Annotated in this window: 14 protein-coding genes; 13 read left to right on the top strand and 1 reads right to left on the bottom strand. The window is 71.9% G+C overall.

The features are described from left to right. The first annotated feature begins 28 nt into the window (after window positions 1-28). From lsrK to GD748_RS01745, 5 genes are all read left to right on the top strand, one after another. On the top strand, window positions 29-1,585 hold the full coding sequence (gene lsrK, locus GD748_RS01765; RefSeq protein ID WP_152193483.1) for an autoinducer-2 kinase: 1,557 nt from the start codon (window positions 29-31) through the stop codon (window positions 1,583-1,585). An 18-nt stretch (window positions 1,586-1,603) separates the two neighbouring features. Then, window positions 1,604-1,990: a cupin domain-containing protein gene (locus tag GD748_RS01760; protein WP_152193482.1), complete on the top strand. Its 387-nt coding sequence runs from the start codon at window positions 1,604-1,606 to the stop codon at window positions 1,988-1,990. 50 nt (window positions 1,991-2,040) lie between these two features. Further along, window positions 2,041-2,928, top strand: a complete 888-nt coding sequence (gene lsrF, locus GD748_RS01755; RefSeq protein WP_152193481.1) for a 3-hydroxy-5-phosphonooxypentane-2,4-dione thiolase — start codon at window positions 2,041-2,043, stop codon at window positions 2,926-2,928. Between the two features lie 105 nt (window positions 2,929-3,033). Next, window positions 3,034-4,245, top strand: a complete 1,212-nt coding sequence (locus GD748_RS01750; RefSeq protein WP_193312772.1) for a class II aldolase/adducin family protein — start codon at window positions 3,034-3,036, stop codon at window positions 4,243-4,245. 112 nt (window positions 4,246-4,357) lie between these two features. Further along, entirely contained in the window at window positions 4,358-4,852 is a 495-nt protein-coding gene (locus tag GD748_RS01745) for a hypothetical protein (protein ID WP_152194327.1), read from the top strand. A 164-nt stretch (window positions 4,853-5,016) separates the two neighbouring features. On the opposite strand, the gene GD748_RS01740 is transcribed toward GD748_RS01745, so the two are convergent. Next, entirely contained in the window at window positions 5,017-6,276 is a 1,260-nt protein-coding gene (locus tag GD748_RS01740) for an ROK family transcriptional regulator (protein ID WP_226920646.1), read from the bottom strand. Window positions 6,277-6,505: 229 nt separating this feature from the next. On the opposite strand from GD748_RS01740, the gene GD748_RS01735 reads away from it, so the two are divergent. The 8 genes from GD748_RS01735 (at window position 6,506) to GD748_RS01700 (ending at window position 17,131) form a co-directional block, all read left to right on the top strand. Next, the gene (locus tag GD748_RS01735; protein ID WP_152193479.1) at window positions 6,506-7,885 is read left to right on the top strand and encodes an extracellular solute-binding protein; all 1,380 of its coding nucleotides are present in this window, start codon (window positions 6,506-6,508) and stop codon (window positions 7,883-7,885) included. Window positions 7,886-7,890: 5 nt separating this feature from the next. Continuing rightward, window positions 7,891-8,841, top strand: coding sequence for a carbohydrate ABC transporter permease (locus GD748_RS01730; protein WP_152193478.1), 951 nt, complete (start codon window positions 7,891-7,893; stop codon window positions 8,839-8,841). A 3-nt stretch (window positions 8,842-8,844) separates the two neighbouring features. Continuing rightward, window positions 8,845-9,744, top strand: coding sequence for a carbohydrate ABC transporter permease (locus GD748_RS01725; RefSeq protein WP_152193477.1), 900 nt, complete (start codon window positions 8,845-8,847; stop codon window positions 9,742-9,744). Window positions 9,745-9,769: 25 nt separating this feature from the next. Continuing rightward, window positions 9,770-12,955, top strand: coding sequence for an alpha-mannosidase (locus GD748_RS01720; RefSeq protein ID WP_226920644.1), 3,186 nt, complete (start codon window positions 9,770-9,772; stop codon window positions 12,953-12,955). A gap of 47 nt (window positions 12,956-13,002) precedes the next feature. Next, a complete protein-coding gene (locus GD748_RS01715) occupies window positions 13,003-14,106 on the top strand; it encodes a DUF4232 domain-containing protein (RefSeq protein WP_152193476.1) in 1,104 nt (367 codons plus the stop codon). Window positions 14,107-14,188: 82 nt separating this feature from the next. Continuing rightward, entirely contained in the window at window positions 14,189-15,427 is a 1,239-nt protein-coding gene (locus GD748_RS01710; RefSeq protein WP_152193475.1) for an AGE family epimerase/isomerase, read from the top strand. Between the two features lie 99 nt (window positions 15,428-15,526). After that, complete coding sequence (locus GD748_RS01705) at window positions 15,527-16,378, top strand: fumarylacetoacetate hydrolase family protein (protein WP_152193474.1); 852 nt, start codon at window positions 15,527-15,529, stop codon at window positions 16,376-16,378. Between the two features lie 324 nt (window positions 16,379-16,702). Then, complete coding sequence (locus GD748_RS01700; protein WP_152193473.1) at window positions 16,703-17,131, top strand: cupin domain-containing protein; 429 nt, start codon at window positions 16,703-16,705, stop codon at window positions 17,129-17,131. Window positions 17,132-17,345 lie beyond the last annotated feature (214 nt).

The raw sequence follows: 17,345 nt of genomic DNA, 5'->3' as shown, positions 1-17,345 counted from the left end.
TCGGCACAACGGGAAGAGGAACGAGAGCATGAGTCATGTCGTAGCGATCGACGCCGGCACCGGATCGGTGCGCGCGGTGGTCTTCGACGCCGCGGGCGCCGTGGCCGCGACGGCCAGCCGGTCGTGGGAGCACGACCCGGAGCCGGGTGTGCCGGCGTCGATGGGATTCGCCGTCGAGCGCAACTGGTCGCTCGTCGTCGAGGTCGTGCGCGAGGCGCTCGGCTCCGCCGGCCTCGGGCCCACGGACGTCCGGGCCGTCAGCGCCACGTCGATGCGCGAGGGGCTCGTGGTCCTCGACGCCGCCGGCGACGAGATCTGGGCCTGCGCGAACGTCGACGCCCGGGCGGGTGCCGAGGTCGCCGAGCTCGCCGGGGACGCCACCGTGGAGGAGCTGGTCTACCACCGGTCCGGCCAGACCTTCGCCCTTGCCGCCCAGCCCCGGCTGCTGTGGCTGGCACGCCACCGGCCCGAGCTCTACGAACGCGCCAGCACGGTACTCATGCTCAGCGAGTGGGTCCTGTACCGGCTCTCCGGCGTCCGGGCGATGGAACCCTCGAACGGCTCCACGTCCGGCCTGCTGTCCCTCGCCACCCGGGACGCCGACGCCGAGCTCGCCGCCGTCTGCGGCCTGCGCAGCGACCTGCTGCCCCAGGTCGTCGAACCGGGGACCGTCCTCGGCCCCGTGACCTCCCGGGCGGCCGAGGAGACCGGCCTGTCGACGCGGACCCTCGTCGTTGTCGGTGGTGGGGACGCACAGCTCGCCGCCCTCGGGGTCGGCCTGGTCGAGCCCGGGCAGGCACTCGTCGTCGCCGGCACCTTCTGGCAGCAGATGGTCAACCTGGCCGAGCCGGTCACGGATCCGCAGATGCGGGTGCGGGTCAACGCCGCGGCGGTGCCCGGACTGTGGCAGGCCGAGGCCATCGCGTTCCACGCGGGCACCGCGGTGCGGTGGTTCCGCGACACCTTCGCCGGCCCCGAGGTCGCCGCCGCGACCGAGCAGAACCGCAACCCCCTCGACCTGCTCGCCGAGGCCGCCGCCGAGATCCCGATCGGGTCCGACGGCGTCATCCCGATCTTCTCCGACGTCATGAACTACCGGCGCTGGAAGCACGCGGCCCCGTCGTTCCTCAACCTGCCGCTCGACGGCGGCGCCCGGCTCCGTGCCGCGATGTTCCGCTCGCTGCTCGAGAACGCGGCGATCGTGGCCCGCGCCAACCTCGCCCTCGTCGAGGACTTCAGCGGCGCGCACCCCGAGCAGGTGGTCCTCGCGGGAGGATCCGCGAGGAGCGAGGTGTGGACCCAGATCGTCGCCGACGTCCTCGGTCGACCGCTGCGGATCCCGGTGGTGACGGAGGCGACCGCCCAGGGTGCCGCCGCCTGCGCCGCCAGCGCCGGTGGCGAGTACGCGGGCCCGGCGGAGGCCGCCGCGAGCTGGATCCGCTGGGACCGCGACGTCGAGCCGGTGGCGGACAACCACGAGGCGTACGCGCCGGTGATCGAGCGGTGGGCGCAGGCGTACACCGCCCAGCGCGAACTGATGACAGCGGGAGTCACCACCCCCATGTGGCAAGCCCCCGGAACCTGAGAGAAGAGGATCGAGAACATGGAGACCAGCAAGGTCGACGACGCGCCGTACCGGTTCGGCGAGTACGGCCCCGGGTACCTGCTGCGCGGCCCGCGCACCGACTTCGGGGTGGTGCGCCTGCGCCCCGGGGACGACGCGTCGAACCACTACCACGCCGCGATCGAGGAGACGTTCGTCGTCCTCGAGGGGGAGGCGACCATGTGGATCGACTGCACGGACAGCTACACGGTCCGCGCCGGCGACGTCTACCGGTGCGAACCCGGCGAGATGCACTACTTCGTCAACGAGTCGGACGCCGACTTCCGTGCGCTGTTCGTCAAGGCGCCGTACGACCCGGACGACGGCGTGCAGGTGCCGTGGACCCCGGGTGAGCCGGTCCCGGACGTCGTGAAGAGCGCGCGCTAGCGCCCCGCCCTACCCCCCGTACCGCACTGAGAGAAACGGAAACCTGACAGATGGCTGACCTCGAAGGCAACCTCGCCGCGAAGCACTACCACGTCGACACCCCGCAGGAGTCAGGAGGGTTCCACGTCAAGGGCGCGGCCAGCCTCGACTTCGGCATGAAGCACCGGCTCGGGCGCATCTTCGACGCCGACTCGGCCAAGACGGTCATGCTGGCCTTCGACCACGGGTACTTCCAGGGCCCGACCAGCGGCCTCGAGCGGGTGGACCTGAACATCGTGCCGCTCGCCCCGGAGGCAGACGCCCTCATGGCCACCCGCGGGATCATCCGCACCGTCATCCCGCCGAGCAGCACCAACGCCCTGGTCGTGCGCGCGTCCGGCGGCCCCTCGATCCTCAAGGAGCTCTCAGACGAGCGCATCGCGATGGACATCTCCGACGCGGTCCGGATCGACGCCAGCGCCGTGGCGGTCCAGGTCTTCGTCGGTGGCGAGAACGAGACGCAGTCCGTGCACAACATGACCCGGCTCGTGGACGCGGGGCTGCAGCACGGCATCCCGGTGCTCGGCGTGACCGCGGTGGGCAAGGAGCTCGTCCGCGACGCCCGGTACCTCGGTCTCGCCACCCGCATCATCGCCGAGCTCGGTGCGCAGATGGTCAAGACCTACTACTGCGACGAGGGCTTCGACCAGGTCACCTCGGCCTGCCCGGTGCCGGTGATCATGGCCGGGGGCAAGAAGCTGCCCGTGCGTGACGCGCTGACCATGGCCCGGCGCGCCATCGACCAGGGCGCGGCGGGGGTGGACATGGGGAGGAACATCTTCCAGCGGCAGAACCCGAAGGCGATGATCCAGGCCGTTCGCGCCGTCGTCCACACGGGGATGAGCGCCGACGACGCGTCAGCCATGTACGCCAACCTCTCCGGCGGCGCGCAGGACTGACCGACCGGTGTGCCCGTCCGCGCGGCGGGCACACCGCCGCGTCCTCGACGGGGACGACGGTTGCCTATGGTGGACGCAGTGTGCCGTCCCGTGGAAGGAGAACAGGTGCGCCGGCTGATGCGGTGGGGGACGCCGACCGGGATCGATCTGACCGCACAGGCGGAACAGTCGGCCGGACGGGGCCGGGCCGAGACGCTGCACGCCTCCCGGCTGCTCGGACGCGACCCCTTCCTCGTGCTGCACGGGGGCGGCAACACCTCGGTCAAGACCGCGGACGACCTCTGGGCGAAGGCCTCGGGCTTCGACCTCGGCAGCCTGGACGCGGAGGGGCTGGTCCAGCTCGACCGGGCACGGCTGGCGGCGATGCTCGCAGGCCCCCGGCTCGGCGATCTGGAGATGATGGCCGGGTACGAGGACGCGAGCCGGGAGGGTTCACCGGCGCCGACGATCGAGAGTCTCCTGCACCACGCACTGCCGTTCCGCTCCGTGCTCCACACCCACGCGGACGCGATCGTGGCGCTCACGGACACGGTGCACGGGCTCGACCTCGTGACGGACGTGCTCGGCGACGACGTCATCGTCGTGCCGTACGTGATGCCCGGTTTCGACCTGGCGGTGCAGGCGTCCGCCGCCTGGCACGAGCGCCGGGACGAGCGCCCCACGGCCATCGTCCTCGCGCACCACGGGCTCTTTACGATGGGTGAGAACGTCTCCGACGCGTACGACCGCCACGTCGAGCTGGTCGAGCGGGCCGAGGACTTCCTCGCCCGAGAGGCGGCACCCCTGACGCGTCCGTTCGCGGAGCTCGACGCCCCGGCGCTGGTCCCGGCGGACCTGCGCGAGGAGCTGGACCGCCACGCCGGGCGAGGGCTGTCGGTGGCGGTGTGCACCGACGCCGCGGTCCGCCACTTCGTCGCCCGCGAGGACCTCCCGGTGGTGTCGCAGCAGGGGCCCACCACGCTCGAGCACGTCATCCGCACGAAGCGGGTACCGATGCTCGGCCGGGACGTGGCCCGCTACGTCAGCGACTACGTCGACTACTTCGAGCGCCACGCACAGCGCTCACCGGGGGTCGTCATGCTCGACCCGACCCCGCGCGTCATCCTCGATCCCGAGCTCGGTCTGGTCACGACCGGCCCTGACGCGAAGACCGCGCACGCCGTGATGGACATCTACCGGCACACGATCCGCATCATCGCCGCCGCCGAGCGGCTCGGCGGGTACCGGACGGTGACCGAGGGGCAGGCCTTCGACATCGAGTACTGGGAGCTCGAGCAGCGCCGGCTGCGGGGCGCGACGGCGCCAGGAGCCTCGTAGCCCAGCCGGGTGCGCCGAGCTCTCCTGCCACGTCAGACCGCTGTCGGTGGCGGTCTGCCCGCCCTCGTTCACGAGATGAGTGACGACGGCGCGCAGCTAGGGTCGTTCGGTGATGGACGATCGGCGCGACCGGCTGCGGCGCAAGTACCTCAGCCTGGGCGCCGGCGAGCTCGTGGCTGCCGCCCTGTTCGCCGGTGGCGCCGCGTGGGCCGTCGCGCCACGGCTCGGCATCGACGGCACGACCGCCCTGTGGTGCGCGCTCGTCCCGCTGCTCGTCGTGCTCGTGCAGGCCGGCGCCTACTGGCTGCTCGCGCGCACCTGGGTGGGGCGGCGGCCGATGCCTGCCCGGCTCGCGCGGCTCTACCGCGGGTTCAGAGTCATCGACCCCCTGATTCTGGCGGCCGGTCTGGTCGGCATCCTCGTGCGGCTGCCCGACCGAGCCGACGTGACCGTGCTCGTCCTCGCGGTCTGGGCGTTCGGGGTCGTGGAGTACCTCAACTACTTCGTGGTGCGGCTCTCGTACCCCGCTTCCGAGTGGTTCCGCCTGGTCGGGGAGCGGCGCACGCCCCGACTGGTCCAGGACGTCGACACCGCCGGCAGCACGTAGATCGGGCTCCCGCGACAGCTCGCACAGTGACATCGCACGATGCGGCACAGTACCCGCCGGTGCGTCGAGGACGAGGTGCAGAGGGGGCACGATCGGCGGCGCTGGGTTGCTCAGCTGTGGTGGGCGGCTGGGCTGGGGGCGGGCGCTGAGCTCGGGGCCATGCGTCAGCTCGCGACGGCCCGCCGGGTCCGCGCGCGCGGGCTGTCGTCGCGCAGGTCCTCCACGAGCGCCGTGGGATGGGCTGAGAAGGCCTGGTCGAGCACGAGGCTGGCGGCACCGACGGCACCGAAGTGCTCCCCGAAGCTCGTCCCGACGACCTCGACGTCGTGGATCTGGTGCGCGGCCGCGCCGGACCGGAAGCCGGCCACCGCCCCGGCGTAGTAGGGCTCCAGCCGGCTCCAGAAGGGCCCGCCCAGCACGAGGCGGTCCAGGTCGAGCAAGTTCGTGACGACGAGCGCGAGACGCGCCATGCCCGCCGCGGCGTCCTCGACGATCCCGCGTGCGACGACGTCGCCGGCGTCGGCCCGGTCGAACAGGGCGACGACGGCTCCCGCCGTGTCCGACGGCGTCCGGGCGTCGAGCACGCCGGCTCGCCGGCCCTGCTCGACCAGCGCCACCGGTGCCACCGTGACCGCGACGCACCCCCGCTGGCCGCAGGCGCAGTACGGTCCGTCCGGGTCGACGACGACGTGCCCGATCTCGCCGGCGTTCCCGGAGGAGCCGCGCACGACCTTGCCGTCCACGACGAGGCCGACGCCGATGCCGGTACCGATGTAGAGCACCGCCATGGTGCCGCCGCGGCCGGGGCTGCCCCACCAGGTCTCCGCCACGGCGGCGGCTGTCACGTCCTTGTCCAGCAGCACTGGCAGACCGGTGGTGGCAGCCAGGTCCTTGCGCAGCGGCACGTGGTGCCACTGCGGCAGGTTGGGCGGGTTCGCGACGACGCCGCGCCTGAGGTCGACCGGCCCGGGCGCGGCGACACCGACACCGAGGATCCGGCCGCGGTCGGCCTGTCCGGCAGCGATGGCGGCGTCGACCGCGTCGGTGATGGTGGCGATGGCGCGGGGCGGGTCGAGCGCCGACGGGGTCGCGACCCGTTCCTCGGCCAGCAGGGCACCCTCGAGGTTCAGCAGCCCCACCGAGACGACCGCCGGGTCCACGTGCACCCCGACGGCGAGACGGGCGTCGGCGTCCAGCCGCAGCAGGGTGCGCGGCTTGCCGCGCCCGACGTTCGTGGTGCCCGCCTCCTGCACGAAGCCGGCGGCGAGGAGGCGGCGGCAGATGTTCGTGACCGCCTGCGCGGACAGGCCCGTGGCCGCTGCGAGCTCGACGCGGCTCAGGCCGCCGGACCGGCGGATCGCGTCGAGCACCACCGTCTGGTTGTACGAGCCGATCCGTACCGGGTTGGTTCCTCTGCGCACCACGGCGTGCACCTCCTCTCGGGCCGACGCCTCTCGGTCGACGAGTTCCGGTCGCGTGTGTGGTCGTTCCTGGCCGTCGACGTCGGGACAACCAGAGATCGTGACCGATCGGTGACCACCAGGGCATTGTGACGCAGCTCGCACCCGTGATTAAATCAACACGATGTAGTAAACCACGCACCGCGGACCGGTGAACCGGGGGGTCGTGCCGCGGCCGGAGCGAAGGAGCACCATGCGTCACGTCATCAGGAACACCTCCGTGCTCGCTCTGGCGAGCACGCTCGCACTCGCCGGCTGCAGCTCGAGCGGCGACGACGAGGGCGACGGCGGTGAGACGGGCGGCAGCGAGGCCGAGACCATCACCGTCATGTACCAGCGCACCGAGGGCATCACCGCGCTGGACGAGCTGTTCAACCAGATCAAGCCCGAGTTCGAGGCCGCGCACGAGGGTGTGACCGTCGAGCTGACACCCATCGAGGCGGCCGAGGACGACTACGCCACGCAGCTGGCGCTCTCGCACCAGTCGGCGGACACCGCCCCGGACGTGTTCTACGAGGACACCTTCCGCGTGCGCTCCGACGTCGAGGCGGGCTACCTGCTCAACCTCGACGACTACGTCGCCGAGTGGGAGGACTGGGAGCAGTTCAACGAGGGCGCCCGCGGCGCCGGCCGGGGCGACGACGGCAGCATCTACGCCATCCCGCTCGGCACCGACACCCGCGGCATCTTCTACTCCGAGCCGCTGCTGGAGGCCGTCGGCGTCGAGCTGCCCTGGCAGCCCGAGTCGTGGCAGGACATCCTCGACACCGCCGAGCAGATCAAGACCCACGACCCCGACGTCGTGCCCTTCCACATGTACGCCGGCAAGCCGGCCGGCGAGGGCACCCTCATGCAGAGCTTCCTGCCGCTGATGTACGGCACCGAGGACCGCCTCTACGACGAGGAGAGCCAGACCTGGAACACCGGGACGCAGGGCTTCGAGGACGCACTGACCTTCCTCGACACCCTCTACGACGACGGCTACGCCGTGCCGGTCGAGGAGGCGCTCGACGCCAACCTCTGGCAGACGATCTTCGACACCCGCCTGCCGGACGCCCAGCTCGGCGGCGTGGTCGAGGGCAGCTACGGCTCGTCGTTCTGGGAGGAGAGCGGCCCGTTCCCGTGGCCCGAGTACGCCGACGACATCGGCGTCGCGGCCTTCCCGACGCAGAACGGCCAGGCACCGGGGAAGGTCAGCATGTCCGGCGGCTGGACCCTCGCCGTCGGTGCCCAGAGCGAGGCACCTGACCTGGCGTTCGAGTTCCTGGCCATGGCGATGAACTTCGAGAACTCCCTCGCCTACACGATCCAGAACTCCCAGATCGCGGTGCGCGACGACGTCGCCGCCGACGCGTCCTACCTCGAGGCCAACCCGTACGTCGAGTTCTTCACGGATCTGGTCGAGGTGACCCACTTCCGTCCGGCCACCGCCGACTACCCGCGCATCTCCGCCGCGATCCAGGAGGCCACCGAGCAGGTCGTCACGGGCGCCGCCGAGCCGGCCGAGGCGGCGGCCGCCTACGACGACGCCCTCGTCGGCATCGTCGGCGACGACGGCGTCAGCGGGTCCTAGGCGCGATGTCGACCACGAGCACGAGCGTCGCGCCGGGGCGGGAGTCCGTCTCCCGCCCCGGCGGGACCGCCCAGCGGCGGCCCCGCAAGGTGGCGCGCACGGTGGTGCGGATCCTGCCGCTGGCTCCCGCCGTCGTGCTGCTCCTGCTCTTCATGGCGGGGCCGGTGCTGTGGTCGCTGTACGGCTCGTTCACCAACGCGGCGCTGACCGGTCCGAACGCGAAGGACCCGCAGTGGATCGGCGCCGACAACTACGTCCGCCTCCTGCAGGACCCGGACTTCCCGCGGTCGGTCGTGCTCACCGTCGTGTTCGTCCTGTTCTCCGCCGTCATCGGGCAGAACGTCCTCGGGATGGCGCTCGCGCTGCTCATGACCCGGGCGAGCGGCGGGGTCTCGGCGCTCATCGGCGGCGTCGTCGTCGCGGCGTGGGTGCTGCCGGAGATCGTGGCGGCGTTCGTGATGTACGCGTTCTTCACCGGTGAGGGCACGCTCAACCAGCTGCTGGGCCTCGTCGGCGTCGACGGGCCGAACTGGCTGTTCGTCGCGCCGATGTTCGCCGTCATCCTCGCCAACATCTGGCGCGGGACGGCCTTCTCGATGATGGTCTACCGGGCCGCGCTCGACGACGTCCCGCCGGAGATCGTCGAGGCGGCCCAGATCGACGGGGCCGGGCCGGCGCAGCGGCTGTTCCGGATCACCCTGCCGGTCATCAAGGGCACCATCGCGACGAACCTCATGCTCATCACGCTGCAGACCCTGTCGGTCTTCACGCTCATCTTCGTCATGACCGCCGGCGGGCCGTCGAACCGGTCCATGACGCTCCCGCTGCTCGCCTACGAGGAGGCCTTCAACTTCCTCGACGTCGGGTACGGCACGGCCATCGCCACGGTGATGCTCCTCGTCGGTGTCCTGTTCTCCGTGGTCTACATCCGCATGCTGCGCCCGGGGAGGGACTGAGCCATGGCCGTCACCACCACGCCGGACCTCCCGGGCTCGTCCGCGACGCCGGCCGCCCCGGGAAGGGCCGCGCTGGCGTCCCCCGGCCGCCGCCCGAGCCGGACCGCGGCCAACGCCGTCCTGCTGCTGGTCGGCGTCGCGTTCGTCGTGCCCCTCGCCTGGCTGTTCCTCTCCGCGGTCGACCCGGCAGCCACGGCCCGCACCGGCCTGCCCGAGACGGTCTCGACCGAGAACTTCAGCGCAGTCCTCACCGCGGACATCGCGCTGCGGCCGCTGCTCGTCAGCTTCGTGCTGTCCTTCGGCGCGGCGGCGGTCACCGTGCTCGCCTCGGTCCTGGCGTCCTACCCGCTCTCGCGCTACCAGATGCGCTTCTCCAAGCCGTTCATGTACACGGTGCTGTTCGGCACCTGTCTGCCCGTGACGGCGATCATGGTCCCGGTGTTCTCGCTCGCGGTGCGCACCAACCTGCTCGACTCCCTCTGGGCGACGGCGCTCTTCATGGCGGCGACGTCGCTGCCGATGGCGATCTGGATGACCAAGAACTTCATGGACTCGGTGCCGGTCTCCCTCGAGGAGGCCGCGTGGATGGACGGCGCGTCGGCCATGTCCGCGCTGCGCCGCATCGTCGTCCCGCTCATGCGTCCCGGCCTGGCCGTGGTCTTCATCTACGTGTTCATGCAGGCGTGGGGCAACTTCTTCGTGCCGTTCCTCCTGCTGCGCAGTCCCGAGAAGCAGCCGGCGGCGGTGACGATCTACCAGTTCTTCGGCCAGTTCGGGGCCATCCACTACGGCCAGCTCGCCGCGTTCTCGCTGCTCTACTCGTTACCCGTCATCGTCCTGTACGTCATCGTCTCGCGCGGCATCGGCGGATCGTTCGCCATGTCCGGAGCCGTCAAGGGCTGAGCCGCAGCCCCCGAGGAGCTCATCCATGCACGACAACTCCGTCCTCGTCACCACCCGTATCGAGCGGTTCCTGCGCGAGCGGCTCGTCCCGGCGCAGTACCGCGAGCTGGCGCCCGTCGAGGTCACCGCCTGGACGGTGCCCGACGAGCACGACGGCGCACCCGGGGCGGGTGACGGCGGCGCTCGTGTCGTGGGTGGCTCGGTGGGCGGCGGCGCGCCCCCTGTCGGCAGGGGCGACGGCGCACCGGTGGGTCGGCACGACGGTGCACCGCTGGCCGGGGAGCCGGTGCCTTTCGCCGAGGCGGTCCGGGCCGAGTACGCGCCGTTCGCCGTCGGGTCGGCGTGGGGTCGGCCGTGGTCCACCACCTGGTTCCACGTCACCGGCACCGTCCCGGCCGACTGGTCCGAGCCGGGCACCCGGCCCGAGCTCGTCGTCGACCTCGGTTTCACCGACGCCCAGTCCGGGTTCCAGGCCGAGGGCACCGCCTACACGCCCGACGGCGTCATCATCAAGGCGGTCGAGCCGCGCAACCGGTACGTGCCGCTGCCAGACGGGCCGGGCTCCGCCGTCGACCTCTACCTCGAGGCGGCCGCGAACCCCGACCTCTCCGGGGGCTGGCGGTTCGCACCCACCCCGCTCGGCGACAGGGCGACGGCGGGCGCGGAGCCGGTCTACCGCCTCGAGCAGCTCGCGATCGGCCTCCTCGACGAGACGGTCTGGCAGCTGGTCCAGGACGTCGTCGCCCTCCACGGGCTCATGGAGGTGCTGCCCGCGGACTCCACCCGTCGCGCGGTGATCCTCCGGGCCCTCGAGCGCGCGGTCGACGCCGTCGACCCGGACGACGTCGCCGGCACGGCGGCCGCGGGCCGGGCGGCCCTCGAGCCGGCCCTGGCGAGCCCCGCGCACGCCAGCGCGCACCAGGTGGTCGCCGTCGGCCACGCGCACATCGACTCCGCCTGGCTGTGGCCCACCCGCGAGACCCGCCGGAAGGTCGCCCGGACCTTCTCCAACGTCCTCGCACTCATGGAGGACTCCGACGACCTCGTCTTCGCCGCCTCCTCCGCCCAGCAGTACGCCTGGCTCAAGGAGGACCAGCCGGAGCTGTTCGCCCGGCTGAAGGAGCAGGTAGCCCGGGGCCGGTTCGTGCCGGTCGGCGGGATGTGGGTCGAGTCCGACACCAACCTGCCCGGCGGCGAGGCCATGGCCCGCCAGCTCGTGGCCGGCACCCGCTTCTTCCGCGACGAGCTCGGCGTCGACCAGCCCGAGGTGTGGCTGCCCGACTCCTTCGGATACTCCGCCGCGCTCCCGCAGATCATGCGGGCTGCCGGCGCCCGCTGGTTCCTCACCCAGAAGATCTCCTGGAACGAGACCAACAAGCACCCCCACCACACGTTCTGGTGGGAGGGCATCGACGGCACGCGGATCTTCACGCACTTCCCGCCGGTGGACACCTACGGTGCCGAGCTCTCCGCCGTCGAGCTTGCCCGCGCCGAGCGCCAGTACGCCGAGAAGGGCGCGGGCACCACCTCCCTCGTGCCCTTCGGGTGGGGCGACGGCGGCGGCGGGCCCACGCGCGAGATGCTCGCCGCCGCGGCCCGGACCAAGGACCTCGAGGGCTCCCCGGCGGTGACCCTGGGCAGCCCGCGCGAGTTCTTCGAGCGCGCCCAGGCCGAGTACCAGAACCCGCCGGTGTGGTCCGGCGAGCTCTACCTGGAGTTCCACCGCGGCACCTACACCTCCCAGGCGCGCACCAAGGCCGGCAACCGCCGCAGCGAGCACCTGCTGCGCGAGGCCGAGCTGTGGGCGAGCGCCGCGGCGGTCCGTACGGGCGCCGCCTACCCGTACGAGCAGCTGGAGCGGGCCTGGCACACGGTGCTGCTCAACCAGTTTCACGACATCCTCCCCGGCAGCTCGATCGCCTGGGTGCACCAGGAGGCCGAGCGACGCTACGCCGAGGTCGCCGCCGACCTCGAGACCGTCATCGCCGAGTCTCTGACGGCGTTGGTCGGCGACGGTGAGACACCCCTGCTCCTCAACGCCGGCCCGCGCCCGGTCGCGGGCGTCCCAGCGCTCGCCGGTGCGACAGCCGCCCGGACCGCCGGCGGAGCCGAGCCGGGCGGCGTGACCCCGGACGGCGGGGTGGCACCGGACGGCGGCCATGTCCTCGCCAACGCGCACGTCCGCGTCACGGTCGACGCCCGCGGCCTGATCACCTCGATCCACGACCTCGCCGCCGACCGCGAGGTGGTCCCCCCGGGACAGGCCGCGAACCTGCTCCAGATCTTCCGAGACACCCCCAACCAGTGGGACGCCTGGGACATCGACGAGCACTACCGCCGCCACGGCCGCGACCTCGACTCCGCGGACACCGTCGAGGTCGTGGAGTCGGACCACGGCCCGACGATCCGGGTGGTGCGCACCGTCGGCGCCTCGACGATCACCCAGCAGATCGGGCTCCGCCCGGACCAGCCCACCGTGGACCTCCGGACGACCGTGGACTGGCACGAGCGACAGAAGCTGCTGAAGCTCGCCTTCCCTCTCGACGTCCACGCCGAACGGGCCGCCTCGGAGATCCAGTTCGGCCACGTCCACCGGCCCACCCACGCCAACACGTCCTGGGACGCCGCCCGGTTCGAGACCGTCGCGCACCGCTGGGTGCACGTGGGCGAGCCCGGCTACGGCGTCGCCGTCGCCAACGACTCGGTCTACGGCCACGACATCACCCGCGCCACCCGCGACGGCGGCGGCACCACCACCCTGGTGCGCCTCTCGCTGCTGCGGGCACCGTTGTTCCCGGACCCGTCCGCGGACCAGGGCGAGCACACCTTCAGCGTCTCGCTGCGGGTGGGGGCGGGCATCGAGGACGCGATCAGCGAGGGGTACCGGCTCAACGTGCCGCTTCGCGCGACCACCGGTGCCCACGCCGTCGAGCCGCTGCTGTCCGTGGACAACCCCGCCGTGGTGGTCGAGGCGGTGAAGCTGGCCGAGGACCGCAGCGGCGACGTCGTCGTCCGGCTCTACGAGGCGCACGGTGGCCGCGCCACCGCGACGCTGACGGCCGGCTTCCCGGTGGGCGCGGTGATCGAGACGGACCTGCACGAGCAGCCGGTCGAAGCCACGTCGCTGGCGACGACCGCCGACGGCGGGATCCGGCTGCGCCTGCGCCCCTTCCAGCTCATCACTCTGCGCCTGACCCCGCAGCACGGCTAGAAGTCACGCCCGCGGACCGCACCGAGACGGACGGATAACCTCAGCAGGTGCGCCTTCTTCGAGCCTGGGCACCCGCTCTCCTCGCCGCCGCGCTCTGGCTGGGCAGCGCCGGCCTGGAGTACGCCGGCCGGCGGACCCTGTCCGGACCGGTCCGTCACATGCTGTCCCTCGTGGCCCCGGAGACGATCCCGGTCGGGGAGCTGACCGCCCCGGCGCCTTGGGGCGTGGTCATGGCCGGACTGTCCTGCGTCGCGGTCGCTGCCGCGTACGCCGTGATCCTGAGTCTGGTCCGTCGCCGCAGCCCGCAGCCGGGCACCGGGCCGACGGCGCTCGCGGCCTACTGGTTCTGCGCCGTGGCTGCCGGCAGCGTCGTGGCAGCGATCCCAGTGCTCGCCGAGCTGGTCGTCGCCCTTCGGGAGCGATCAGTCCCGTTCGGCCTGGCGAGCGAGCACCTGGTCGGTGTCGCGCACTGGGGCCTGGTCTGGGGCTGGGCACCGGCGTTGCTGGCTCTCGCCCTGGACATGCGTCAAGACGGCTCCCGACCCGCACACAGACGCAGAGCATCTGCGGTGCCCGCCGCCGCCGTCCTCGTGGTCGCCGCGGTCGGCCTGCTCATCGCCGCCCCGCAGGCCGACGCCGCCCGCCAGGCCGCGATCCCGACCGGGACAGCGGAGCCCGAACCGGCTCCGACCGGCACCCCGGTCCCACCGGTCGCGCTGGGTGAGTGGCAGATCGACCCGCTGTGGTGCACCACGGGCCAGCTGGAGTTCGCGGCCTCGCCGGTGGAGCCGGCCCTGGGCAGCCGGGCCATGACGGTCACCGCCACCAACGTCTCCGACGCCGCCTGCGTCCTCGAGAGCTACCCGGACATCGCCTTCAGCGACCCGGTGACGAGCGCCCTCGACGTCCGCATCGACCACGGCGGCACCATGCTCAATGATGACGCCGGTCCCGTCAGGATCGAGATCGCGCCCGGCAGCCACGCGCGGACCACTCTCGGTTGGGGCGCAATGTCGACCGCCGGTCGGGAGGGTGCCGGCTGGCTGCACATCGCCGCCTACCACGGCGCCGAGCGGCAGATGGTCCAGGTCGACACCGACATCACCGGCGGCGCCGTCACGGTCACTGCCTGGCAGCTGCGGGCCGGCTGACCCGGATCGATACGCTGACCCGGGTGGCCGGGGCAGGCGCCCACCACGATCGACGGCCGATCAACGACAAGGACGGGTCCCGATGACGACGGCGACATGGCTGGGCAATCCCGCGCACTCCCGCTGGCTCGAGCAGGAGACCGACGCGCTCCTCGAGTTCGCGCGTGGCTCCCGCACCGATCAGGGCTTCGGCTACCTCGACGCCGACGGCCGGGTCGACCCTGCCCGTGGCTCGGAGCTCTGGCTCACCTGCCGGATGACCCACGTCTTCGCCCTGGGCGCACTGCTCGGCCGTCCCGGCTGCGCCCCGCTCGTCGACCACGGGCTGCAGGCCCTGACCGAGGTCTTCGCCGACCCCGAGCACGGCGGCTGGTTCGCCGCCGTCGGGCCCCACGGCGCGACGGCGGAACGCAAGGAGGCCTACCCGCACGCCTTCGTCCTGCTGGCCACCTCCTCGGCGACGGCGGCCGGCCGTCCCGGCGCGGACCGGCTCCTCGCCCGCGCCCAGGCGGTCTCGCTCGAGCACTTCTGGCGCGAGGACGAGGGCATGGTCGTCGAGGGCTGGGACCGGACCTTCACCGAGTGCGAGGACTACCGCGGCGTCAACGCCAACATGCACACCGTCGAGGCGTACCTGGCCACCGCCGACGTGACCGGTGACGACGCCTGGCTCGACATGGCGGTACGGATCGTCGAGCGGGTCGTCGACGGTTTCGCCCGTGGCTCGTCCTGGCGCATCCCCGAGCACTTCACCCCGGACTGGGCGCCGCTGCCGGAGTACAACAAGGACGAGCCGGCGCACCCCTTCCGGCCCTTCGGCGCCACGGTGGGCCACTGGTTCGAGTGGGCGCGGCTGACCCTGCAGGCCCGGGACGCTCTCACCAGGCGGGGCCGCGCGGCGGGGGAGTGGATGCTCGACGGCGCGCGGCAGCTCTTCGCCGCGGGCGCGGCCGAGGGCTGGGCCGTCGACGGCGCCGACGGGTTCGTCTACACCGTCGACTTCGACGGCATCCCGGTGGTGCGCGAGCGCATGCACTGGGTGGTCACCGAGGCCGTCGCCGCTGCCGCCGCCCTGCACCGCGCCACCGGCGAGACCGAGTACGACGACTGGTACCGCACCTGGTGGGACCACGCCGCCGTCCACCACATCGAGCGTCCCGGTGCGTGGATCCACGAGCTCAGTCCCACCAACGGTCCCAGTGCCAAGACCTGGTCCGGCAAGCCGGACGTCTACCACGCCCTCCAGGCGACGCTCATCCCGCGACTGCCGCTCAGCCCGGCACTGTCGGCCGCGCTGGTCCGAGGACTGGTTGATCTGTGACGTGCTGGTCGTGACTCCGACAAAGTAGCCGCAGCAAGCTGCCCATTCAGACGCCCCGTCAGGGGCGTCCTTACCCGTGCGTGCCGATGGAGGCAACCGATGAAGCTCACCACCATTCGCCTGACCGGCGGAAAGACCGTTGCCGCCCGAGTTGACGGTGACACCGCCGTCGAGCTGGAGGGTTTCGCCGACGTCGGTGATCTCCTGCGCCGTGGCGACCTGACTGCGGTCGCCGGTGCGACCGGTGCGGCGCACGACCTGGACTCGGCCGACCTCGCCCCGGTGGTCGTCGCCCCGGGAAAGATCGTGTGCGTCGGCCTGAACTACCGCAACCACATCCTGGAGATGGGTCGTGAGCTGCCCGAGCATCCGACGCTCTTCGCGAAGTACCCGGAGGCGCTGATCGGACCGCGCGACGAGATCCAGCTCCCGCCGGAGTCGGACAAGATCGACTGGGAGGGAGAGCTCGCGGTGATCATCGGCCAGACCGTCCGCCGGGCGGATGCCGAGCAGGCGGCCGCGGCCATCGCCGGGTACTCGGTGCTCAACGACGTCACTGCGCGCGACTACCAGTACCGCAGCACGCAGTGGTTCCAGGGCAAGACCTGGGAGAACAGCACGCCGCTCGGCCCGGTGATGGTCACCGGTGACGAGATTCCCGACGGCGCCCAGCTCGTCACCCGCCTGGACGGCGAGGAGGTGCAGCGCACCGGGATCGACGACCTCGTCTTCGGCACCGTCGCGCTGGTGCAGTACATCTCCACGATCGTCACCCTCAAGCCGGGCGACGTGATCGCGACCGGAACCCCGGGCGGGGTCGGGCACGCGCGCGAGCCCGGCCGTTATCTCCAGGCCGGTCAGACACTCACGACGGCGATCGACGGGATCGGCGAGCTCGTCAACGTCGCCGTCACCGAGCAGGTCACCGCCCCCGCAGCGCGCGACGCCTGACAGACGAGGTGCGGGGCATCTGACGACGTGCCGCGCCGCGGCCGTCACCAGGCAGTGTTCGCGCGAAGCCTACGGAAACGACAAGCGCGACGAACATGGAGTCGCGAACGGGGCTGTCCGAACGCTCGCCGATACGTCGTGGCTGACCCGCACCGCGGGACAACTTCTCGGGGCGTATGGCCGTCGTACCGGGCAGCGGGACGTGGACCGCGCGCCCATTGGCGTCGGCACGGGCATGCCGCATCCTCCTGGGAGATCCCGGACAGCTGTCGGGATCTCGGGACAGCACCTGGCGACGGGGGCGGAGTCAACACAGGAGGACGCATGATCAAGACCGAGCTCAAGCAGCTGAAGGTCAACCGCAAGGACGCACTCGAGGCGGCACCCGGCCAGACGCTCAACGCGCTGCGTCTCTCGGGTGTGGCCAAGGAGAACTCCGAGGTGGAAGGCCTGTGGTACGGACGGGTCGTCACGAAGGTGGGCGAGGTGTCCGACGCCCACCACCACGGTGAGGCCGAGACGGGCGGATACGTCCTGCAGGGCCGCGGTTTCATCCGCTACGGGGAGCGGTACGAGACGGTCGAGTACCTGGAAGAGGGCGACTTCGTCTACGTGCCGCCCTTCGTGCCGCACATCGAGGGCAACGCGAGCGCGACGGAGGACCTGATCTGGCTGACGACCCGTACGCCGGACAACATCGTCGTCAATCTCGAGGACCAGGACATCGCCGACATCGAGCTCGACATCCGCTGACCCAGAGCGCGTGCCGGCACAGCCGCACGCCGATCGCCCGAAGCCCCTCCGGTGTTTCCGGAGGGGCTTCGCCATGCTCGCTCTCACTCCGCCGCCGACGTGTGCCTAGCACGCGGCCGGCGCCGGCGCGCGGGACCAACGGCCTACCCAGGTAGCGGAACTGTCCCGCACAGCGGGACACACTCCTGGTGTGCGTGGCTCTTCGTACCGCCGT

The sequence above is a fragment of the Georgenia subflava genome (genome assembly GCF_009193155.1).
GTDB lineage: Bacteria > Actinomycetota > Actinomycetes > Actinomycetales > Actinomycetaceae > Georgenia > Georgenia subflava.
Note: the sequence above shows the minus strand (reverse complement) of the source record. Positions and strands in the feature narration are given on the sequence as shown.